This is a genomic window from Lacinutrix sp. 5H-3-7-4, assembly GCF_000211855.2.
In the GTDB taxonomy this organism is placed as follows: Bacteria; Bacteroidota; Bacteroidia; order Flavobacteriales; family Flavobacteriaceae; genus Lacinutrix.
The window spans coordinates 836,960-860,098 of sequence record NC_015638.1; the positions used below are offsets into that span (position 1 = coordinate 836,960).

The window sequence follows — 23,139 nt, forward strand, 5'->3', positions numbered from 1 at the left end:
GCTTTTTGCGGGATTTTTTATTAGCTTAGATTTATGAATCGAAAAAAGGTATTTAAAACAATTGGAATAGCACTTTTAACTATTATTATTTCTATAACAGCTATAACTACATACGCCTATTATACATACCAAAATAAGTTTAGTGTTGAAAACAAACCATACAAAAACTATATTGGCTATATAGACCAAAACAATAGTTTACTTAATAATAAATTTAAACTTTGCGGAGATGGTTTTATACAAAAAACATACAACGGTGCAGGCTTAGAAGCTTATTATATAAGCAAAAAACATTTTAGAGATCAGGTTGTAGAGAAGTTTAACAAAAAGAATAAATATAATGACTCTGGATATTTAAACTTTAGGTTTTTAGTCAATTGCGAAGGAAATGCAGGATGGTTTGAAATTATTGAAATGAATTTAGATTTAGTTGAATCTCCACTAAATAAAAATTTAGTAAACGAGTTATTAGCTTTTACATCTAATTCTAAACATTGGAATATTTTAAAATATAAAAAAGATAATACACCATACAATTACTATAATTACATATCATACAGAATAGAAAATGGAAAAATCACTGAAATTATACCTTAGTTTGGTTTGCCTATTGGTGGTATTTTCTTGTAATAAAACTACTAATTTAACACCTACCAAAAAAAGAGAACAAGCCGAAAAAAAATATAAAAAAGCAATACAATTTATGCAAGGCTCGACACCGTTTCAAAATGGAATTGCAGAAGCTGTTGCCATAGATTCTACCTACGAAGCTGCCGTATACGAATTATCTGTAGCAGATTTAAAAAGAGGACTACCAAACAAATGGCTACCACAATATAATAAAGCAGTAAAATTAGATTCGGCAACTAGAATTCCTTGGCGTGGCTATCTATATTTATGGTTTTACAGAGACTACAAAAAAGCCATTGCAGATTTTAATGCAAGCGACACTTTAACACCAAATTTTATAGACGCTCCACAAGGTCACAGTGTAGATTATTGGCGAGGTATTGCATATCTAGGTTTAAACGATTATAAAAAATCTAATGCTTATTTTGAAAAACACATCGCTAAAGAAACTAAAGAATTTGGAGAAGATTATGTAGATGTCACTGCATTTCTATACAATGGTATTTCTTATTTTGAAGCTAAAAACTATAACAAAGCAATTTTAAATTTCGACAAACAGTTAGAGTACTCCCGAAATTTAAGTGCAGATGCAAAATACTATAAGGCTAAAATTTATTTAGCTGAAAATAAAAAAGAAAAAGCTTTAAAAACTATAACCGAAGCAATAAATGATTTTAATCAAGGCTATAACAACAAAAGAGCTTATGTAGAAACATTAAGACAATTGTATCTCGAAGATTTAATAGAATTAAAAGAAGAAATAATTAAATTTTAAATAATTAAGCTTTATTACTCTAAAGCAAGTAATTAAACATGCCTAAAAAAACACCTTTAAAACGTTTTTTAATTTGGAGATACAAACATATCTCTGAAAAAAACTTCACCTTTATATTAAGTGCTATTGTAGGCCTTTTAGCTGGTTTAGCTGCAGTAACTTTAAAAAATATTACGTTTACAATACAAAAGGTTTTAAATAGCGCTATCATTAATTCACAAAACCAATTATACTTTATTTTACCCGTAATAGGCTTACTACTTGTCTATCTATTTGTAAAATACATTTCAAAAAAACCTCTAGAACACGCCATACCTTCAATATTATTTTCTTTATCTCGTAAAAGCGGTTTTTTAAGACGTTCAAAAATATATTTTCCATTAATAGCTGCACCACTAACTGTTGGTTTTGGTGGATCGGTTGGTCTGCTTGGCCCTGCTGTTTCTTCAGGATCTGCAATAAGTTCTAATTTAGGAAGGTTATTTCATATAAACAGAAAAACAAGAACACTACTTATTGGTTGTGCAGCGGCAGGAGCTATTTCTTCTATTTTTAAATCACCAATTGCTGCGATAATTTTTGCTGTAGAAGTTTTTAGTTTAGATTTAACATTTGTTTCCTTATTACCTCTACTTATAGCTTCGGTTTCTTCTGTCATTACATCGTATTTCTTTTTGGGAGACGATTTGCTTTTCAATTTTAATTTTTCAGATAAATTTGAAATAAATGATATTCTGTTTTACGTTGTTTTAGGTATTGGCACAGGCTTCGCGTCTATTTATTTTACAAAAATGTACTTTGCTATTTTAAAATTTTTTGATCGTTTTAAAACCGCATTTCAACGTTTAATTATTGGAGGTTTAGCTATTGGCATCATGCTTTATTTTATTCCTCCATTATATGGTGAAGGTTTTGTTTTTATAAATAATTTATTAGCAGACAAACATATTTTAGCCTTAGGCAAAACACCTTTCGACGCTTATAATGATAATATATGGGTCATTATTGCACTTCTTTTTGGAATAACTATTTTTAAAGCTGTTGCAATGACAACCACATTTGCTGCAGGCGGAGTTGGTGGTATTTTTATTCCTACTATGGTTATGGGTAGTGCACTAGGAAATGTTGTTGCCAAAGTAATTAACAACATTGGTTTAGGCTTTAATGTTAGCGAAACAAACTTTACGCTAATTGGTATGGCAGGATTAATTGCTGGCGTATTACACGCGCCATTAACAGCTATATTTTTAATTGCAGAAATTACTGGTGGTTACGAATTATTTATACCGTTAATGATTGCTGTAGGCATATCGTTTAGCATAAAAAAAAGTGCAATAGACTATACTATTTACACAAGAGAACTAACCGAAAAAGGACAGCTACTAACTCACAATAAGGACCAAAACGTTTTAACTTTAATGACTCTAGATTCTATAATTGAAAGTCATTTTGCTGTTTTACATCCTAAAATGACTTTAGGCGATATGCTGCACGAAGGTGTCGCAAAATCTACCAGAAACTTATTTCCCGTTGTAGATGAAAATAAAAAACTAGCAGGTATTATTTTGTTAGACGATGTTAGAGAAATCATGTTTGACCAATCTCTATATAATAATACTTTAGTTGAATCCTTAATGCACAATCCTCCAGATAAAATAATTTATGGAAAAGATTCTATGCAAATAGTCATGCAGAAATTTCAAGATTCTGGAGCATGGAATTTACCTGTTATTAAAGATGAAAAATATGTTGGCTTTGTATCCAAATCTAAACTTCTTACAGCTTACAGAAGACAGCTTATTAATGTTACTACTTAAATTTTAAATTGATTAATTTTGAAAAAAATTAAATAGAAATGAAATATATAATTTGGTTCTTTTTTATAGCATCTTTCTTATCTGTAATTTGTGGCTTTATGCTTGATGTCGCTTACTCTCAAAAACTTATAGGTTTTGGCGTTTTAGCATTCTTTTTTATTGTAATCCCTTTATTTTCGTGGCATAGATGGAAAGACAAAAACCCTAACGATTACTTATTAAACAAGGAAAATTTAGATAAAATGCGTGAGCGTGAAGGCGATAAACGACGTTAATTTAAATTTCGTTTTTCTATAAAAAAACGTTTCATTAAACTAGAAGCTTCTTTGGCTAATATTCCTCCTTCTAATTTTGTTTTTGGATGTAGTTTGGTTTGTAGATTTATACAACCTCTTTCTTCATCTCTTGCTCCATAAACTATTTTAGAAACCTGACTCCAATACAATGCTCCTGCACACATTTGGCATGGCTCTAAAGTGACATATAGAGTACAATTTTTCAAATATTTTCCTCCTAGAAAATTTGCTGCTGCTGTTATTGCTTGCATTTCTGCATGAGCAGTAACATCATTTAATAATTCTGTTAAATTGTGAGCTCTAGCAATAATTCTATTTTCAATTACTATCACCGCTCCAACAGGAATTTCTCCTTTATCGAAAGCAACCTCAGCTTCTTGAAGTGCTTTTTTCATAAAATAATTATCGTCGTAAGGGTTTATCATATTATAAAAATAAAAAAAAAGACTGCTTAAAAAAGCAGCCTTTCAAAAATTATTTAAAACTGATTTTAATTTTTAATTATTTTGTCATTTGTTATAATATTCTCTCCTTTAATCGTTAGAATATACATTCCTGATTGTAAAGCATCTATATTAATATTTACAAAATCTCTAAGCTCAACAGTTTGAGTTAAAACTTGTCTACCATTAATATCTGTTAGAGTTACAACTACTTCTCCAAAGTTCTTTTTAGAACTTATATTAATTTCATTGTTTGCTGGGTTTGGATATATAGAATATTGACTCTCTAAATTAAACTCATCGACACTTAATGTTGTACAGTTTTGTAATGATGGAGAAGAAGGATCTGGCATAGTAAAATCTTCAACCTGATCTGTTCTAGACGAAAAAGTTCCTTGACTTGCATTTACACCTAATCCTCTTGCTGCAAAAACCTCCCAAATTAAACATTGATCTTCACCTCCAGTAGTCGCAAAGTCTGCTGCTAATAACGCATCACGCCCATCTACAAAACCAGCACCACATACTTGCATTTTTAAACCATCTAAAACCAACTGCATAACTTTATTATTACCACCTGTACCATTATAGATATCAGAATCAAAACCATATTTATCGATATACTTCCATGTTAAATCCCATAATACTGTTCCCCAAACTGTACCTATACCATGCGGCTGAGAAATTGCTGCTGTGTTATTAGTATCTGCATAAGTCAAAGGGTTTGTAGTAGTATCTGTACTATAAGGAAAAGGCCTTATACCTTGACCATCTACAGGCTGAGTTATTGCGTAAGTTCCAATACCTCTTGCATCTGTACTCAAGTCTGTACTTGTCATTGTGATCATTAATCCAAACCAGTCTGACCAACCTTCACCCATTTGTTCTGCATTACTTAAGCAACCTGTACTTGATGGACCACCAGCTAATCTAGAAGATATGCCATGCCCATACTCATGTGCTACAATTAAATTATCTAAGCTTCCATCTCTTTGAAATGGTGGTGCCGCTACCAATGAAGCGTTAACAGTTTCGCCGTTATTTAAGGCTGCTACAATAGATTGCCCATCTGAAAAGCCAATCATTATAGAAGGTATTGAAACTTGATCTCCCACAGCTCCTCCACTCATGGTTATAGGGTCTGACAAAACATTATTTACAACTATAACACCTATAGCTCCTTCATTTTCAGCACTCAAAACTTTAAAACCGAACTCACAATTGCCTCTAAATATAACTGCTATCTTCCCTTGCAAAGCACTTCCATTAATAATTGTGTCACAAGCATCATTTGAATCTGAACTAACACCTCCAGAATTATCATCAACAACTAAGGCTAAATCTGCTGTTAATGGGTTGGGCGACAATGGCGATCCAAATGTGGAATTTGTTGCCGTATAGTTCCCTGAAACAGATGAATTATTTATAGTTAGAGGCTGACCCGCAGAGCCAACAGCAGACCACAAAAACATAGTCATTACCGGATTACCTCCATCAGGAGGTGTTCCAAATGTAGCATTATTTAAACCACTACCGTCTTGTCCATCTGCAAAAACATAATCTCCAGGAACACCTCCATTCCCATAGTTATTCTCTTGAAAATTCCCACTAACCTCATCAAAACCATATTGATACCATATATCATGCATTACATTATTTATATAAAACAAGTTTGTTAAAGACACATCTTGATACCCTAAAGGCTCCTGGTTTGGATTGAAAGGAAAATTAAAATTTAAAGTCGCTCCTCCATCAGTCGAATAACCCGTACCATCATCTCCATTAACATCTTCTTGAACATAGACATTATTTCCCCTAGTAATTGTAAATTCTGCACCTAATGCACTATCTGTATCATGCCACCCGAAAGGGGATGCTACAATATTTGACGGATCTATAACTAACTGAATATTGCCATGATTAGGACTCTCTATTGGAAGAGGAAATACATTATATTGAGAACCATCTAGCATAGAAGCAGTTTCTTGCTTAAACAAATTAATTTGCTTAGTATTTGAATGATTATGGTTTTCATGATTTGAACCTCCAAAATCACAAGATACAATCCAATTATATGTATCCAAAACTTCACCTGTAACAGCATCTACTCTTACGCTATACCAGTTTTTTCCATCATTAGTTCTAATACTTAAATTCCAAGCTAATTTTAAGCTCCCATCTTCAACTTTTTGATATACTAACTCTACTGGAATTTCGTCTTTAGAAACACCTCCATTGGTAAACAAGTGCTTATTGTTCTGACTATTAACAGCTTGTAAATTATTAACTACTCCTAAATTATACTTAACAGCAACAGATTCTATAGCTGTTTGAGGGGTAATTGAAACATTTACTGTATTAATTTTAGAATTTAAATTAGCAACAAATGCATTTGCAAAATAAAAAACTCTATTGTTTTTTATTGCTACACTAGATATCGCATTATAAATATTTACACCTTGATATGCTTGGTTTAAATACACATGATCAACCTCTGTCTTTTTAGAAAAAAATACATCACTAATATTTATATCTGAAATATCACTAACTTGTAATCCATAGTTACTTCTTTCTAGTTCTAACCAATTTTCTATAATTGACCCATATTTATTTTCGATTAACTTATTTTGTCCATATCCAAATTGCATGCATAAAAGCAAAATGAAGAAACTAAATGTACATTTGTAATCCTTTTTCATAATTTTTTTAACAAAACTTTTATAATAAGTCTCAAATATAAACATTACTTACACTTTTTATAATTAAACCTTGAAATAATTGTAGTTTTCTTGAGGAATACCCTATAATTTTAATAATTTTACATCCTTTTATTTTTATATGTCCAAGTCGATTTTAAATACTATAAATTCTATTGATTCCATAAGGCAATTGCATATTGACGACTTGCTCTTTTTAACTAAAGAATTAAGACTATTTATTATAGAAGCTGTAGCCACTAAAGCAGGACATTTAGGTGCTAGTTTAGGTGTAGCTGAACTTACAATCGCTATACATTATGTTTTTAACACTCCAAAAGACCAAGTAATTTGGGATGTTGGACACCAAGCTTACGGACATAAAATTTTAACAGGGAGAAAAAATGTATTTCACACCAATAGGCAGTTTAAAGGTATCAGTGGTTTTCCTAAACGCGATGAAAGTGAATTTGACACTTTTGGTGTAGGCCATTCATCAACATCAATATCTGCTGCACTTGGCATGGCTATAGCCGCTAAATTAAATAACGATTTAAATACCAATCATATTGCTATAATTGGAGATGCTTCAATAGCAAGCGGTATGGCTTTTGAAGGTTTAAATCACGCAGGTGTAACTAATTGCAATCTACTAGTTATTTTAAATGATAATACTATTGGTATAGACCCTAGTGTAGGTGCGTTAAAACAATATCTTACAAACGTAAAAAAAGGAACTCAAAAACAAGATAATATTTTTGAAGCATTAAATTTTAATTATTCTGGCCCTATTGATGGACATAACTTACCGCTTTTAATTTCAGAATTAGAGCGGCTAAAGCGTGTAACAGGTCCAAAATTTCTACATGTTATTACTACTAAAGGTAAAGGATTACGACAAGCAGAAGAAAACCAGATTACCTATCATGCTCCTGGAAAATTTGATGCAAAAACTGGTGATTTATATATTGAAGAAAAAACAATACAAGCTCCAAAATTTCAAGATGTATTTGGACATACAATTGTTGAGTTAGCTAACAAAAACAATAAAATTATAGGTATTACTCCTGCAATGCCAACAGGAAGCTCATTAAAATTTATGATGGAAGAAATACCCGATCGTGCTTTTGATGTAGGTATTGCAGAACAGCATGCTGTAACTTTTGCTGCCGGAATGGCTACCAAAGGCATGGTTCCTTTTTGCAATATTTACTCTACATTCCTTCAACGTGCTTATGACCAAGTTATACATGATGTTGCATTACAAAAATTACCTGTAATATTTTGCTTAGATAGAGCTGGAATTGTTGGAGAAGATGGCGCTACGCATCACGGTGTTTTTGATATAAGTTATTTACGCTGTATACCTAATCTAATTATTTTCGCTCCTCGAAATGAAATTGAATTAAGAAATATTATGTACACTGCCCAATTTAATTTAAAACAACCTATAGCAATTAGGTATCCTCGCGGACGTGGTTCTATTATTAACTGGCAAAAACCTTTTTCTAAAATTAAAATTGGAACCGGACAAACTTTAAGAGAAGGTAAAAAAGTAGCTGTCTTATCTATAGGTACTATGGCGATAAATATTGAAAAAATTATAGAAAACACTAAATCATTAAGCAGTATATCGCACTACGACATGAGATTTATTAAACCGCTAGACAAAAACTTATTGCATCAAGTTTTTAAATCACACAAAACAATTGTTACTATTGAAAACGGAACTATAAAAGGAGGTTTTGGAAGTGCGATATTAGAATTTGCAGCAGAAAATAACTATAAAAACGATATTTATGTAAAAGGAATTCCTGATATTTTTATTGAACATGGTACAGTTAGTGAATTACTTAAATCTATAGGCTTAGACAATAATTCACTAAAAGCTTTTTTAGTTAAACTACTGTCTAAAAACTAAATCCTTTAATTTTCTTGTATTGTAATATTGCTTGGCTATCACTAAGTAAAGAAATGTAATGACATACGCCTAACAAACGCTCGTATAAACTCTCTTGGTTTATTTTTATAGTTTTGGGTAAGCCTTTTAAAATAAGCTCATCATAATTAGAAGCTGTATTATTATAACAATTATTTACTGCAATAGTATATGTCTCTAACAATGTACTTAATACACCATAACCTGCAATTTCTTTATCTACAACTTCTGTAGATTTATATATTTTATCTATACTAAGCTTTATAATATCATTTATTTGGGCTTCATATTTACTCCTATCTAATAACGCTTCATTAAATACACCAGATAAAATTGCTTCTTCATGTTTCATAAACATTTCAACAGCTTCATCTATTAAAGATCCTATAGCTAAAGCTCTTAAATAACTAACACGATCTTCTTTATTTGAAAGCACTTGATATTTTTCGGTTTTAATTTTATCTCTAACCAAATTAATTAAATACTCTAAAGCAAAGGCCTCTGGTATTAAACCTAAATTAATACCGTCTTCAAAATCAATAATTGTATAACAAATATCATCTGCAGCTTCGACTAAAAAAGCTAAAGGATGTCTTGCGAAACTTATATTTTTTTCACTTCTTTTTTCTAAACCTAATTCTTGAGCAACTTCTAAAAAAGATTCTCTTTCGGTTTGAAAAAAACCATATTTTTTATCTGCTATATGGCTTGTAGGCTTTTTAGGCAAAGATTCTTTTGGGTATTTTGTAAACGCTCCTAAAGTTGCATAACTTAATCTTAAACCTCCAGCTCTCCCTTTTCTGCTTTGTGTTACAATTTTAAATCCGTTAGCATTTCCTTCAAAATCACATAAATCCTGGTACTCCTTATTATTTAAATCATTTTTAAAATCCTTTCCTTTTCCAGATTTAAAAAACTCTCCAATTGCTTTTTCTCCAGAGTGTCCAAATGGTGGATTACCAATATCGTGTGCTAATGCTGCTGCTGCAACAATAGCTCCAAAATCATGAGCTTGATAACCATGAATTTCATGCAAATGTGGATGTTTCTCTAAAATTCTTTGACCCACGCGTCTTCCTAAAGAACGCCCAACAACACTAACTTCTAAACTATGTGTTAATCTTGTGTGCACAAAATCGGTTTTAGACAAAGGAATAACTTGTGTTTTATCCTGTAGACTTCTAAATTCTGATGAAAAAATTATACGGTCGTAATCTACCTCAAACCCTAAACGTGTTTCATCTTGTTCTTTTCGTAATCTCTTATTTGTATCACCAAAACGTTTTAAAGACAATAGTTGTTCCCAGTTCATTTTTAAGTTTTAATATAAATGCAAGATATAAATTTCAATGTTAATTTAATGTTTCGAATTAACAAAAACTCTTTCTCTTTGGTAACATTACACTAACGTTTTAGTGAAAAAGGTTTAACCCTAAATTAACCTAAACTTTACAACATGTAACTTTCTTTGCACCGAGATTTTAAACTAAAACAACACACATAAAAAACAATACAATGAAAAAATTATTATTATCTGCATTAGCAGTAAGCGCTTTAGCATTCACAGGATGTATTCAAGATGACGACACTCCTATTGTTGTAGAGGAAACTACAATAATAAATAACAACAACTCAGAAGATGGTTCTAGCGATGACTGTATAGTAAAGTCTGGAGGAATTGCTATTGATGAAACTTGGACTGCAGATAAGTGCTATATATTAGATAGAAAAGTTGTTGTACAAGAAGGTGTAACTTTAACTATTATGCCGGGAACTATAATTAAAGGTAGAGCAGGTACAGGATCTTTATCTTCTGCATTAATCGTTGCTAGAGGAGGAAGATTAGTTGCAGAAGGTACTGCTACAGAGCCAATTATTTTTACTTCTGAAGCAGATAATATTGAAATAGGATCAACTTCTGGTACTAACTTAAATGAAAATAATATTGGTCTTTGGGGTGGTATAATTGTATTAGGTAGAGCTACCGGTTCTTTTCCTGGAAACGTAAATGAAGTTCAAATAGAAGGAATTCCTGCAAGTGATTCTTTTGGACTATACGGTCCTGGTGACGATCCTGCTATTGATAATGATGACTCTGGAATTTTAAGATATATTTCTATTCGTCACGGTGGTTCTTTATTAGGAGAAGGAAACGAAATTAACGGTTTAACTCTTGGATCTGTTGGTAACGGTACAGTTATAGACAATGTTGAAGTTATAGGAAACAAGGATGACGGAATCGAGTTTTTTGGTGGTACTGTTGACGCTTCTAACTTATTAGTTTGGGCTCAAGGAGATGACGCTATCGATGTTGACCAAGCTTACTCTGGAACAATTAGTAATGCTGTAGTTATATTAGGAGATAACTCTGACCATGCTTTAGAAATTGATGGACCAGAAGGATCTATTAATGGAACATGTACTTTAACAGACCTTACTTTAATTGGTAATGGTGCAATTGGATCTGAATATGCAGATTATAGAAGTAACACACAATCTATTACTAATAACGTTTACGCTTACGGATTTGGAGATTCTTCAGATGTAGAATTAGATAATGATGGAGTTGCAACTAACTATAACAATGGTTTAGTAACATTTAACAACTGGGAAATTGCTTTACCATCTGGTGTAACTGCTGTAGAAGATATTTTTGTAAATAAAGCAACAACTGTAACAGTTACAGGATTTGGATCTGAAGCTACTGCTGTAACAGAAGGTTCTCAAACTACTGGAGCAAATACAGCAAACCTTAACTGGACGTATGCAAATACTGCTGGTGGATTAGGATTCTAATAAACAAACCTTTAAAAACAGAAAATGCTGCTCATAACCTACTAATGGGTGTGAGCAGTATTTTTTTTAATTATAAACTTCAAAATGAAAAAAATAACAAAAATACTTTCATTAATCCTACTTTTTGCTACTTCTATTTCCTTTGCTCAAACTGGAAAAGTTGCAGGAAAAGTAATTGATGGTGAATTTAATGATGTGTTATCTTTTGCAAATATTCTAGTAAAAGGTACTACTACTGGTACCACTTCAGATTTTGATGGTAATTACCAATTAGAGTTAGATGCAGGAACATACACACTTGTATTCTCATTTGTTGGTTATCAAACAACCGAAATTAGCGATGTAGTAATTACTGCAGATGGTGTTACAGATTTAACTGTAACATTAAACGCTTCAGAAAATGCGTTAGACGAAGTTGTTATTACTACAACAGCGAAACGTAATACAGAAAGCGCGTTATTAAATATTCAAAAAAAATCTGTTGTAATGCTAGATGGGCTTTCTGCTCAAAGCATTAAAAAAACAGGAGCAGGAGACATTGCTGCCGCTGTAAAAAGTGTACCAGGAGTATCTGTTCAAGGCGGTAAATACGTATATGTACGTGGTCTTGGAGATCGTTACACAAAATCTATTTTAAATGGTGTTGACATTCCTGGTTTAGATCCAGATAGAAATACAATACCAATGGATATTTTTCCTACTAATATTATTGACAACGTAATTGTATTAAAATCTGCTTCTGCAGAATATCCAGCCGATTTTACTGGTGGTATTGTTAATATTGTTACCAAAGATTTCCCTACAAAAGCAGAGTATTCTCTGTCTGTTGGTGCTTCTTATAATCCAGATATGCACTTTAAAGACAACTACTTATCTTACGAAGGAAGTAATACCGATTTCTTAGGCTATGATAACGGACTTAGAAATAGAAAAATAAATCGATACCAACCAATTCCTGGTACATTTGAAAACAAACAACTATTAACTAGTTTAACAAAGCGCTTTAACTCACAATTAGGTGCAGACACAGAAACTAGTAACCCTAATTACAATTTTGGATTTACTTTAGGAAACCAATACGATGTTGGAGAAACTAACCGTATAGGTTATCAAGCCTCTTTTTCTTACAAAAACAATACTAAGTTTTATGAAGACAGAGAAGATGGTGCTTATATAAGAAACCGTTTTGATACTTCTGTAAACGAATTAGGTATAAATAGAACCGTAAAAGGATCTTCAGGTATTAATGAAGTTTTAATGAATACATTATTAGGGCTTACATTTAAAACTGAAAATTCAAAGTATAAATTAACAGGATTACACATTCAAAATGGAGAATCTACTGCTGGTAAATACGATTTAGTAATTAGTGAAGATAATGCTGGTGGTGGTTTATTAAATGCTACGGGAGATGAGCTTACTTATACTCAAAGGTCTATTACAAACTTATCATTAGCTGGTGAACACACATTAGATTCTAACTCAGGATGGAAAATGGATTGGGTATTCTCTCCGTCTTTTTCATCTGTTCAAGATAAAGATCATAGAGCTACAGCATTAAGAATTGTTGATGTTGGAGATGATATACAATATCAAATAGATCCAAGTTCTGTTGGAAACCCAACAAGAATATGGAGAAACCTATCTGAAGAAAGCTGGGTAGCAAATGCTAAACTTGAAAAGAAATACGAACTGTTTAACAGGCCTGCACAATTAAAATTTGGTGGTGGTTACACATTTAAATATCGTGATTTTAATTCTGATCAATATTTATTTGAAACAACTTCACCTAATGTTTTAAATGGTGATGTAAATACTATTTTAGCTGAAGAAAACATTTGGACTCCTGCAACAGGTACTGGAACTTACTTAGATCCTAACAATATTTTTCAACCAGAAAACTCTTATGAAGGTGAATACAATGTAGCATCAATGTTTATTTCAAATGAATTTAATGCAACTGAAGCTTTTAAAATTATTTTAGGTTTAAGAACAGAACAATTTTCATTATTCTATACAGGTGTAGTTAATGAAGAAAATGTAACTGGAATAAAAACTATAGATGAGTTTGATTTCTTTCCTTCTGGAAACTTAATTTATGCGCTTACAGAGCAATCAAACTTAAGAGCTTCATACTCTCGTACAACCGCAAGACCTTCTTTTAAAGAAGCTTCTACAGCACAAATTTTTGATCCTATTACAAATAGATTTTTTATTGGAGGTTTAAACAATAACACTTTCGATTCTGTAAGACCAACATACATTAACAACTTTGATGTGAGATATGAGTGGTTTAGAGAAAAAGGACAAATGATTGCTTTTAGTGGATTTTACAAAAGCTTTACAGACCCTATAGAATTAACGTTTTTCCCTCAAGCACCTAAACAACTTACAGTTGCTAACTTAGGAGATGCTACAGTAATTGGTGGTGAAGTAGAGTTTAGACAAAATTTAGGATTTATTTCTAATGGATTCGAAAAATTTAAATTCAATGCAAATGTTTCTATCATTAGCTCTAAGTTACAAATGACAGATCAAGAATTTAACCGTAGAGTAGCAAATGCAAGAGATGGAGAAACTATTGATGATACTAGAGATTTACAAGGTCAATCTCCATACCTAATTAATGCTGGTTTAGATTATAATGATGATGACAAAGGATTTAGAGCTGGTTTATTTTATAATGTTCAAGGAAGCACACTAGAAGTTGTTGGTACAGGAGATATTCCAGATGTATACACACAACCCTTTAACAGCTTGAACTTTACTTTAAACAAAACTTTTGGTAAAGACAATAAGTCTGCAATAGATTTAAAAGTAAATAACATTTTAGGAGATAAGAGAGAAAGTTTCTATGAATCTTTTGGTGCAGAAGATCAAATATTCTCTTCTAGAAACCCAGGAACAGAAATATCTTTAGGTTATTCGTATAAGTTTTAAAAAATAAAACTCAATTAATAAAAAAAAGCGCTTAGATATATCTAAGCGCTTTTTTTGTTTTATACAATAAGAGATTGTTAGTTATTATCTGCAACTCTATCTTTAGTTTGCCACTCACTAACATTAGCAATAGCATTATTAATATAATCTACTTCTTTTAAAGTTTCGTTATTCCAAAAAAACCATTTACCAACTTTTACTCCATTATTATAAGTACCTGAAGCAACTTTATTACCTTGAGCGTCAAAACTTGTCCAAACACCTTGTAGCTTATTATTCTTATTAAACAAACCTTTTTGAGCTACTTCTCCATTATCATGGTAAAAAGTTGCTTCGGTTTGATCACCGTTTTTCTCAAATTTAGGTTTAACTTCTTGTGCGTATGTTATAGTAAATGCCAAAAGCATTAAAACTGTTAAAATATTTCTCATCTTCTTTGGGTTTTATTAATATTATATTTACAAATATAGCTAATATTTCACAATAAATAAACATTTACGTAACATTAAATTTACATTAAACCTGTAATTAATTGATTTATAGTGTTTTAGTGTTTTAATTTTAACAAATAATTAGACACTAATTAATAAATAAACACTCCTGGTCTACGTTTGTTTGCCTTTAAAAAAATCAAAAAATGAAAAGAACATAACATTAAATTAACATCGCGTTGAATTAAAAATATGAAATTTGTTTTTCTGTAAACTAAACACATTCAATGGAAAACTTATATCTGTTTATGATAATTGCTTTAGCACTTTTAGCTATTGCAGATTTAGTAGTTGGCGTTAGTAACGACGCTGTAAACTTCTTAAATTCAGCTATTGGCTCAAAGGCAGTTTCATTTAAAACAATAATGATTGTTGCCAGTATAGGTGTTGCCGTTGGAGCCATATTTTCTAGTGGATTAATGGAAGTCGCTAGAAAAGGAATTTTTAATCCAGATCAATTTGTATTTAGTGAAATCATGGTTATTTTCATGGCCGTAATGATTACGGATATCTTACTATTAGATTTCTTTAACTCAGTTGGTATGCCAACTTCTACAACAGTATCTATTGTTTTTGAGTTATTAGGAGCCGCAGTTGCTGTTGCTTTACTAAAGGTATGGGAAGCTAACGAAAATACTTCAGATTTAATAAACTATATTAACACATCGAAAGCTACAGAAATTATTATAGGAATACTAATATCTGTCGTCATTGCTTTTTCAATAGGAGCTATAATACAATGGATTACCAGAGTTTTATTATCATATAACTTTCAAGAAAAATCGGCTTGGGTTGGTGCGCTTTTTGGAGGTGTTGCACTATCGTCTTTAACCTATTTTATTTTTATAAAAGGTATAAAAGGAACTCCTTTTGCAGACGATACTTTTAGCTTTACTCAAGGTTTAACGATTAAAGATTATTTAGAAAGTCACGTTTTAAACATTGTTGCAATTAGCTTAGTTATATGTACAGGTATTTCATTTTTATTAATGACTGTTTTAAAACAAAACATATATAAAATAATTATACTAGTTGGTACTTTTGCTCTAGCACTTGCGTTTGCTGGTAACGATTTAGTAAACTTTATAGGTGTACCAATTACTGCTTTAAAATCGTATGAAGTTTGGCTAGCCTCTGGTGTACCTGCCAATGAATTTGGTATGTCTTTTTTAGAAGGCAAAGTCTCTACACCATCATACCTTTTATTTATTGCAGGAATGATAATGGTTGCAACATTATGGTTCTCAAGTAAAGCAAAAGACGTCGTAAAAACATCTATAGATTTATCAAGCCAAAGCAGCACTAAAGAACGTTTTAAGCCTAACTTTTTATCAAGATCATTTGTTAGATTTGCTGTATTAGCCTCTCAAGCTACAGCCTATGTTTTACCAGAAAAAATCCAGGCAAAAATTGAAAAGCAATTTAAACAACCAGAACTTTTACCTTCTGAAAAAGAAGAAGCGCCTGCTTTTGATTTAGTTAGAGCAGCTGTTAATTTAATGGTTGCAGCAGTGCTAATATCTATAGCTACTTCAATGAAATTACCATTATCTACAACCTATGTCACATTTATGGTTGCAATGGGAACCTCTTTAGCAGATCGTGCTTGGGGAGCAGAAAGTGCTGTATATAGAGTTGCTGGAGTTATAAATGTTATTGGTGGCTGGTTTTTTACTGCTTTAGTTGCATTTACAGCTGCTGCTATTATTGCATTTTTGTTAAGTTGGAATGTAAAAGTAATGACTCCTATTTTATTACTATTAGCCATTATATTATTAGTAAGAAATTATATAGCACATAATAAAAAAGCTAAAGTTTTAAAAGCTGAAGACACTTTAACAAAAGCCGAAAGCAGCTCGGTACAAGGTGTAATACACGAAAGCGCATCAAATATTGCTAATGTTGTAAAAAGAGGAAATAGAATTTATTCTAACGCTATAAACGGTTTAGCAAAACAAGATTTATCATCTTTAAAAAAGAATAAAAAACAAGTATCTAAACTCTCTAATGAGGTAGATGATTTAAGAGATAACATTTTCTATTTTATTAAAAACTTAGATGAAGCTAGTGTAAGCGCAAGTAACTTTTACATAAATATATTAGGTTATCTTCAAGATATGGCACAGTCGTTAGAGTATATCTCGAACACAAGCCATAAACACATACATAACAACCACAAAAAATTAAAATTTAGCCAAATAAAAGAGCTTAAAGAAATTGATGAAGCTTTAGAAAGCTTGTTTATTGATATAAAAACAGCTTTCGATTCTCACTCTTTCGAACAAATTGGTAAAATTTTAAATAGAAAAATTGAAGTATTTAGCTTTGTAAAAGACAAAATTGCAAAACAAGTAACACGAACACGTAGCGAAGAGTCTAGCCCTAAAAACACAACTTTATATTTTGGGTTACTATTAGAAACTAAAGATTTATTAAACGCTACTATGAACCTTTTAGAAGAGTACCATAAAGCTCATGATAGCTCTGTACCGCCAGCAAAAATCTCTACAGAAGAAGAATAACCTTTTATTTATACAAAAATTAAAAGCCTCGCAATGTCGAGGCTTTTTGCATTTAAACGTTAAAATAAACATAAAGTCGACTTTAAAAAAGTCTATATAAATAGTGTAGCCGTAATTAAGTATAGATTATAAACTAAAATATCCAATATGAAAAAAATTTCAATCTTATTTGTTTCAGCAATTTTATTATCAAGCTGTGTTTCAAAAAAGAAATACGTAATGCTAGAACAAGAAAAAGGTGAAGTTGTTAGTGAACTAACAAAAACCAAAGTAGAAAAAGAAGAACTTGAATCTAAATTTCAAGCTATACAAGAACGTGTTGACAATTATAATTCTAAAATAAATTCTTTAACACAAGATATAGACGGTTTACAAAAAGATAACGATTCTAGATTTACTGTTTCTACTAGTGGCACAATGACTTCTAATCTTACAGAACGCCAAATGCAAGAAACTTTAGCTAAAGTAGACCCTAATAAATTAAGTCAAGCGAAAACACTTAAAGACTCTATGAATTTAGCTATACAGTACAACTTAAATAGAGTAATAGATACAAGCTCTTTAAATGAAGACGAAGACATCACTGTTAGTATAGACGAAACTGTAGTAATGATTTCTATAAGTGATAAAATGTTATTTAACACAGGAAGCTACAGAGTAAGTAATAAAGCTAATGATATATTACAAAAATTGGCAGATGTTATAAACTCTGAGCCAAGTATTGATGTTATGGTTGAAGGCCATACAGATTCGAGAACTATTAGTACTCCAACATTAAAAGACAACTGGGACTTAAGCGTATTAAGAGCAACATCTGTAGTAAGAAAATTACAAAATGAATACAGTGTATCTCCAGAAAAATTAATTGCATCAGGACGTAGTAGTTACCAACCACTTACTGCTAACGACACTAAAGATGGACGATCTAAAAATAGACGTACACGTATAATTCTCCTCCCTAATATTGATAAGTTTTTTGCCCTTATGGCATCAACAGATTAATATTATAGACTATATATATTTCTTTAAGCATCTCGACAGAGGTGCTTTTTTTATTTTTAGTAATTTGTAAAAAATTAAAACATGAAAAATATATTTAAAATAGCCATAGTCCTTTTTACAGGATTAAATTATGCACAAACATTAAATGGCGAGCAGCTATTAAACCAAGCTATAAAATACCACGACCCTAGCAATAAATGGGAGCATTTTAAAAGCGATTTAAATGTTACAATGAAAATGCCTAAAGGTAAAGAGCGTAATAGTAAAATAACTATTAATTTACCAGAAGAGTACTTTAAAATAATTGCTAAAAGAGACACTGTAACCTCAACATATATTATGGAAAAAGGCAAATGCATTATCTCTAATAATGATTCGATTCGTATTGCGAATTTAAAAGAAAAGCCCAAACGTTCGCATTGCGAAATGACAAGCTTATATAAAGATTATTACACCTATTTATATGGCTTGCCAATGAAGCTAAAAGATGAAGGCACAAACTTAGCAGAAACAGTAGAGAAAAAAACCTTTAAAGGTAAAACGTATTTGGTTTTAAAAGTCACTTATAATGAAACTGTTGGTAGTGACGTTTGGTATTTTTATTTTAACCCAAAAACCTATGCAATGGAAATCTATCAGTTTTTTAAAACAGACGATTCTGGCAAGTTAAAAAAAGATAGTGGAGAATATATTTTACTTACCGAAGAGGTTGAGATTAATAATATAAAATTTCCTAAAAACCGTGCTTGGTATTATAATAAAAACGATAGCTATTTAGGTACTGATTACTTATCAAACTAATTATTTTTATTCTATAAAAAAAGCATCCTTTTCAGGATGCTTTTTTCAATAACACTTATTTATAATCCTACATTGTAGGCTTATTTCTTTTTTTAAGAACCACACATTAAGCAATCGTCACCTTCAGCTTCTTTAGCTTGTGCAATTAATGCTTTCATTTCTTCTGCACTCATTGGCGTACCTTCTGCAGTTTCAGTTTCAGTAGTTTTCTTTGCAAACTTCTCAGCTGTTTTAGCTGCTGTTTGTTGCTTTTGTGCAACACCATCATTATCTACAGCTACTTCTTTTGTTACAGGCGCTGCTTTTGTAGCTCTAGAAATAGTTACTTTTTTAGCATCTACTGCACTTTTAGTACGTAAGTAATACATTCCTGTTTTTAAACCGCTTTTCCATGCATAAAAGTGCATAGATGTTAATTTAGCCATAGTTGCACCTTCCATAAACAAGTTAAGAGACTGAGATTGGTCTATAAAATAACCACGTTGTCGTGACATATCTATAATATCTTTCATAGATAGTTCCCAAACAGTTTTATAAAGATCTTTAATATCTTGAGGAATGTTTTCTACATGTTGTATAGATCCATTAGCTCTCATGATTTCATTCTTTAAATCCTCGTTCCAAAGTCCTAAATCTACTAAGTCTTCAAGTAAATGTTTGTTTACAACAATAAACTCACCAGATAATACACGACGTGTATAAATATTAGACGTGTATGGTTCAAAACATTCATTATTTCCAAGAATTTGAGATGTAGATGCTGTAGGCATTGGCGCTACTAATAACGAGTTACGCACACCATGTTTAGCTACTTGTTTACGTAATTTTTCCCAATCCCAACGACCGCTTAAAGTATCTTCTTGAATATTCCATAAATTATGCTGGAATTCGCCTTTACTCATTGGTGAACCTTCGTAAGTTTGGTATGGTCCATCTACTTGCGCTTCTTCCATACTAGCTGTTACTGCAGCATAATATAGTGTTTCAAAAATATCTTGATTTAATTGTTTTGCTGCATCACTTGTAAATGGCATACGTAATTTTATAAACGCATCTGCTAAACCTTGTACACCTAAACCAACTGGTCTATGACGAAAGTTAGAGTTTTCTGCCTCTTTTACAGGATAGTAATTTCTATCTATTACTTTATTTAAATTCTTTGTCACACGTTTTGTTATACGGAAAAGTTCTTTGTGGTCAAACTCACCATTTTTAACAAACATTGGTAATGCTATAGACGCTAAGTTACATACAGCTACTTCATCTTCTGAAGTATACTCCATTATCTCTGTACATAAATTTGAAGAACGAATAGTTCCTAAATTCTTTTGGTTAGACTTACGGTTTGCTGCATCTTTATACAACATGTAAGGCGTACCTGTTTCAATTTGAGATTCTAAAATTTTCTCCCAAAGCTCACGTGCTTTAATAGACTTTCTTCCTTTTCCTTCTGCTTCATATTTTGTATAAAGCGCTTCAAATTCTTCTGAGTGTACATCGCATAATCCAGGACATTCATTTGGGCACATTAATGTCCATTGTGCATCTTCTTGTACACGTTTCATGAATAAATCTGGCATCCACATAGCATAGAATAAATCACGAGCACGTAACTCTTCAGCACCATGGTTTTTCTTTAAATCTAGAAAGTTAAAGATATCTGCATGCCATGGCTCGATGTACATAGCAAAACTTCCTTTTCTTTTTCCTCCACCTTGATCTACATATCTTGCAGTATCGTTAAATACTTTTAACATTGGTACAATACCATTACTGGTACCATTTGTTCCTGCTATATAACTTCCTGTTGCGCGAATATTATGTATAGATAAACCTATTCCTCCAGCAGATTGTGAAATTTTTGCTGTTTGCTTTAAAGTATCGTAAATACCATCTATACTATCGTCTTTCATGGTTAATAAAAAACAAGATGACATTTGCGGTTTTGGTGTACCAGAATTAAAAAGTGTAGGTGTTGCGTGTGTAAAATACTTTTTAGACATTAACTCGTAAGTCTCTAAAGCAGCGTCTAAATCATTAATATGAATACCTATAGATACTCGCATTAACATGTGTTGTGGACGCTCTGCTATTTCTCCATTAATTTTTAAAAGGTATGAGCGTTCTAAAGTTTTAAACCCAAAATAATCGTAACCAAAATCGCGATTATAGATAATAGCAGAATCTAACTTCTCCTTATTTTCCATAATTACATTATACACCTCATCACTTAATAATGGTGCTTTTTTACCTGTACGTGGGTTTACATACTGGTATAAATCTGTCATTACATCACTAAACGTTTTTTTAGTGTTTTTGTGTAGGTTCGATACAGATATTCTTGCTGCTAAACGCGCATAATCTGGGTGTGCAGTAGTCATTGTTGCTGCTTGCTCTGCAGCTAAATTATCTAGTTCACTAGTTGTTACACCATCATACAATCCATCTATTACTCGCATTGCCACTTTAATTGGGTCTACAAGTTCGTTTAGTCCGTAACATAATTTACGTACTCTTGCCGTGATCTTATCGAACATTATCGGCTCTTTTCTTCCATCTCTTTTTAATACAAACATACTCTACACATTTTTTAGGGTTTCCTGAAAATCACCAAATTCAGGAAGGTTAATTAATTACTTAGACACTAGTAAAAAACTGATTAATAGCTAGTTAAAATTTATTACTGTTGTAATATTGAAATAAAATTGGCAGTCTTAGTTACACCTATAATACAGAAAGCATTATAGATTATTTAAAAAAACAATTCTATATATTATTTTTTGTTATTTGATTCTAGAAATCGTCTGAACCAAAATCGTATTTATTTTCTTCTTCTTCTTTGTTTAAAACACCTGCTTTTTGGTATTCAGATACACGTTTTTCAAAGAAGTTTGTTTTTCCTTGTAGCGAAATCATATCCATGAAATCGAATGGATTGGCTGTACCATATTCTTTTTCACAGCCTAAGTCTTGAAGTAAACCATCTGTTACAAACTCTAGGTATTGTGACATTAGTTTAGAATTCATTCCAATTAAACTTACAGGAAGAGACTCTGTAATAAACTCTCTTTCAATATTTAAAGCATCTACTAAAATCTCTCTAATTCGTTCTTTTGGAACTTTATTAATTAAGTGATGCTCGTGTAAGTGTACTGCAAAATCACAGTGCATACCTTCATCTCTAGAAATCAACTCGTTAGAGAATGTTAAGCCAGGCATTAAACCACGTTTTTTTAACCAAAATATTGAACAAAAAGAACCAGAAAAGAAAATACCTTCTACTGCTGCAAAAGCAATAAGGCGTTCTGCAAAACTTGGAGATTCTATCCATTTTAATGCCCATTCTGCTTTTTTCTTAATGGCAGGAAATGTTTCTATTGCATTAAAAAGCATTGCTTTTTCTTTTTCATCTTTTACGTAAGTATCAATTAAAAGTGAGTAAGTTTCACTGTGTATGTTTTCCATCATGATTTGGAAACCATAGAAAAATTTTGCTTCACTGTATTGTACTTCGTTTACAAAGTTTTCTGCTAAGTTTTCATTTACAATTCCATCACTTGCAGCAAAAAATGCTAACACGTGCTTTATAAAATAGCGTTCGTCGTCTGTTAATTTACTTGACCAATCTGTAAGATCTTGGTGCAAATCAATTTCTTCTGCAGTCCACATACTTGCTTCAGATTTTTTGTACCATTCCCACAAATCGTGATGTTGTATTGGGAAAATTACAAATCTATCTTTATTTTCTTGCAAAATTGGTTCAACAGCTTGAGACATAATATCTATTTTATTATAAAAAATTAAATGTAAATTTAGTTATTCTTGGGACTAACAAAGATTAGAATAAATCTATGATTTTAAAAGACAGAAAGCGGTAAATGTCATCAAAGTTTTTAACATCGATTGTTGAAATGTGGACTTACAAGTGACGTTTATTGACTTGAAAGCTTTTCAACAAATTAATAACTTTTTAGAGTTTTAAAAACTGAAA

General features: G+C 31.5%; 16 protein-coding genes. 10 read left to right on the forward strand and 6 right to left on the reverse strand.

The annotated features are described in order from the left end of the window. Positions 1-33: 33 nt before the first annotated feature. Genes LACAL_RS03705 through LACAL_RS03720 form a run of 4 tightly spaced genes read left to right on the forward strand, consistent with a single transcriptional unit; the run spans position 34 to position 3,497 of the window. Positions 34-597 carry a hypothetical protein gene (locus LACAL_RS03705; RefSeq protein ID WP_013869363.1) on the forward strand — a complete coding sequence of 188 codons (564 nt, stop codon included), beginning with the start codon at positions 34-36 and terminating at the stop codon, positions 595-597. Continuing rightward, positions 569-1,405 (forward strand): tetratricopeptide repeat protein, encoded by an 837-nt coding sequence (locus LACAL_RS03710; RefSeq protein ID WP_013869364.1) that lies wholly within the window; start codon positions 569-571, stop codon positions 1,403-1,405. The genes LACAL_RS03705 and LACAL_RS03710 overlap by 29 nt, the downstream gene beginning before the upstream one ends. Positions 1,406-1,443: 38 nt before the next feature. Further along, positions 1,444-3,222 (forward strand): chloride channel protein, encoded by a 1,779-nt coding sequence (locus LACAL_RS03715; protein WP_013869365.1) that lies wholly within the window; start codon positions 1,444-1,446, stop codon positions 3,220-3,222. A 38-nt stretch (positions 3,223-3,260) separates the two neighbouring features. After that, a complete protein-coding gene (locus LACAL_RS03720; protein WP_013869366.1) occupies positions 3,261-3,497 on the forward strand; it encodes a hypothetical protein in 237 nt (78 codons plus the stop codon). Here the strand turns inward: LACAL_RS03720 and LACAL_RS03725 are convergent. Together LACAL_RS03725 and LACAL_RS03730 are read right to left on the reverse strand one after the other, a co-directional pair. After that, on the reverse strand, positions 3,494-3,943 hold the full coding sequence (locus LACAL_RS03725; RefSeq protein ID WP_013869367.1) for a nucleoside deaminase: 450 nt from the start codon (positions 3,941-3,943) through the stop codon (positions 3,494-3,496). The two genes, LACAL_RS03720 and LACAL_RS03725, sit on opposite strands and share 4 nt — an antisense overlap. 65 nt (positions 3,944-4,008) lie before the next feature. After that, positions 4,009-6,660: a T9SS-dependent M36 family metallopeptidase gene (locus tag LACAL_RS03730; protein WP_041301281.1), complete on the reverse strand. Its 2,652-nt coding sequence runs from the start codon at positions 6,658-6,660 to the stop codon at positions 4,009-4,011. 139 nt (positions 6,661-6,799) lie between these two features. On the opposite strand from LACAL_RS03730, the gene dxs reads away from it, so the two are divergent. Beyond that, complete coding sequence (dxs, locus tag LACAL_RS03735) at positions 6,800-8,578, forward strand: 1-deoxy-D-xylulose-5-phosphate synthase (RefSeq protein ID WP_013869369.1); 1,779 nt, start codon at positions 6,800-6,802, stop codon at positions 8,576-8,578. On the opposite strand, the gene LACAL_RS03740 is transcribed toward dxs, so the two are convergent. After that, entirely contained in the window at positions 8,568-9,908 is a 1,341-nt protein-coding gene (locus LACAL_RS03740) for a deoxyguanosinetriphosphate triphosphohydrolase (RefSeq protein WP_013869370.1), read from the reverse strand. The genes dxs and LACAL_RS03740 overlap by 11 nt on opposite strands. Positions 9,909-10,111: 203 nt before the next feature. Here LACAL_RS03740 and LACAL_RS03745 point away from each other — a divergent pair, with 203 nt between their 5' ends. Together LACAL_RS03745 and LACAL_RS03750 are read left to right on the forward strand one after the other, a co-directional pair. Further along, positions 10,112-11,392: a hypothetical protein gene (locus LACAL_RS03745; RefSeq protein WP_013869371.1), complete on the forward strand. Its 1,281-nt coding sequence runs from the start codon at positions 10,112-10,114 to the stop codon at positions 11,390-11,392. A gap of 84 nt (positions 11,393-11,476) precedes the next feature. Then, positions 11,477-14,332: a TonB-dependent receptor gene (locus LACAL_RS03750; RefSeq protein WP_013869372.1), complete on the forward strand. Its 2,856-nt coding sequence runs from the start codon at positions 11,477-11,479 to the stop codon at positions 14,330-14,332. A gap of 77 nt (positions 14,333-14,409) precedes the next feature. Here LACAL_RS03750 and LACAL_RS03755 read toward each other — a convergent pair whose 3' ends face one another. Continuing rightward, entirely contained in the window at positions 14,410-14,763 is a 354-nt protein-coding gene (locus LACAL_RS03755) for a toxin-antitoxin system YwqK family antitoxin (protein ID WP_013869373.1), read from the reverse strand. A gap of 287 nt (positions 14,764-15,050) precedes the next feature. Between LACAL_RS03755 and LACAL_RS03760 the strand changes: the two genes are divergently transcribed. From LACAL_RS03760 to LACAL_RS03770, 3 genes are all read left to right on the forward strand, one after another. After that, positions 15,051-17,345: an inorganic phosphate transporter gene (locus tag LACAL_RS03760; protein ID WP_013869374.1), complete on the forward strand. Its 2,295-nt coding sequence runs from the start codon at positions 15,051-15,053 to the stop codon at positions 17,343-17,345. A gap of 147 nt (positions 17,346-17,492) precedes the next feature. Next, positions 17,493-18,347 carry an OmpA family protein gene (locus tag LACAL_RS03765; protein ID WP_013869375.1) on the forward strand — a complete coding sequence of 285 codons (855 nt, stop codon included), beginning with the start codon at positions 17,493-17,495 and terminating at the stop codon, positions 18,345-18,347. Between the two features lie 81 nt (positions 18,348-18,428). Continuing rightward, complete coding sequence (locus LACAL_RS03770) at positions 18,429-19,148, forward strand: DUF6503 family protein (RefSeq protein WP_013869376.1); 720 nt, start codon at positions 18,429-18,431, stop codon at positions 19,146-19,148. A gap of 92 nt (positions 19,149-19,240) precedes the next feature. On the opposite strand, the gene LACAL_RS03775 is transcribed toward LACAL_RS03770, so the two are convergent. Together LACAL_RS03775 and LACAL_RS03780 are read right to left on the reverse strand one after the other, a co-directional pair. Further along, on the reverse strand, positions 19,241-21,724 hold the full coding sequence (locus LACAL_RS03775; RefSeq protein WP_013869377.1) for a ribonucleoside-diphosphate reductase subunit alpha: 2,484 nt from the start codon (positions 21,722-21,724) through the stop codon (positions 19,241-19,243). Between the two features lie 217 nt (positions 21,725-21,941). After that, positions 21,942-22,925, reverse strand: a complete 984-nt coding sequence (locus LACAL_RS03780; protein ID WP_013869378.1) for a ribonucleotide-diphosphate reductase subunit beta — start codon at positions 22,923-22,925, stop codon at positions 21,942-21,944. Positions 22,926-23,139: the final 214 nt, after the last annotated feature.

What these genes read in the sequence shown, in the direction of transcription:
- LACAL_RS03705 (WP_013869363.1), top strand. Translation starts at nt 34, where the DNA reads ATGAATCGAAAAAAGGTATTTAAAACAATTGGAATAGCACTTTTAACT.
- LACAL_RS03710 (WP_013869364.1), top strand. Translation starts at nt 569, where the DNA reads ATGGAAAAATCACTGAAATTATACCTTAGTTTGGTTTGCCTATTGGTG.
- LACAL_RS03715 (WP_013869365.1), top strand. Translation starts at nt 1,444, where the DNA reads ATGCCTAAAAAAACACCTTTAAAACGTTTTTTAATTTGGAGATACAAA.
- LACAL_RS03720 (WP_013869366.1), top strand. Translation starts at nt 3,261, where the DNA reads ATGAAATATATAATTTGGTTCTTTTTTATAGCATCTTTCTTATCTGTA.
- LACAL_RS03725 (WP_013869367.1), bottom strand. Translation starts at nt 3,943, where the DNA reads ATGATAAACCCTTACGACGATAATTATTTTATGAAAAAAGCACTTCAA.
- LACAL_RS03730 (WP_041301281.1), bottom strand. Translation starts at nt 6,660, where the DNA reads ATGAAAAAGGATTACAAATGTACATTTAGTTTCTTCATTTTGCTTTTA.
- dxs (WP_013869369.1), top strand. Translation starts at nt 6,800, where the DNA reads ATGTCCAAGTCGATTTTAAATACTATAAATTCTATTGATTCCATAAGG.
- LACAL_RS03740 (WP_013869370.1), bottom strand. Translation starts at nt 9,908, where the DNA reads ATGAACTGGGAACAACTATTGTCTTTAAAACGTTTTGGTGATACAAAT.
- LACAL_RS03745 (WP_013869371.1), top strand. Translation starts at nt 10,112, where the DNA reads ATGAAAAAATTATTATTATCTGCATTAGCAGTAAGCGCTTTAGCATTC.
- LACAL_RS03750 (WP_013869372.1), top strand. Translation starts at nt 11,477, where the DNA reads ATGAAAAAAATAACAAAAATACTTTCATTAATCCTACTTTTTGCTACT.
- LACAL_RS03755 (WP_013869373.1), bottom strand. Translation starts at nt 14,763, where the DNA reads ATGAGAAATATTTTAACAGTTTTAATGCTTTTGGCATTTACTATAACA.
- LACAL_RS03760 (WP_013869374.1), top strand. Translation starts at nt 15,051, where the DNA reads ATGGAAAACTTATATCTGTTTATGATAATTGCTTTAGCACTTTTAGCT.
- LACAL_RS03765 (WP_013869375.1), top strand. Translation starts at nt 17,493, where the DNA reads ATGAAAAAAATTTCAATCTTATTTGTTTCAGCAATTTTATTATCAAGC.
- LACAL_RS03770 (WP_013869376.1), top strand. Translation starts at nt 18,429, where the DNA reads ATGAAAAATATATTTAAAATAGCCATAGTCCTTTTTACAGGATTAAAT.
- LACAL_RS03775 (WP_013869377.1), bottom strand. Translation starts at nt 21,724, where the DNA reads ATGTTTGTATTAAAAAGAGATGGAAGAAAAGAGCCGATAATGTTCGAT.
- LACAL_RS03780 (WP_013869378.1), bottom strand. Translation starts at nt 22,925, where the DNA reads ATGTCTCAAGCTGTTGAACCAATTTTGCAAGAAAATAAAGATAGATTT.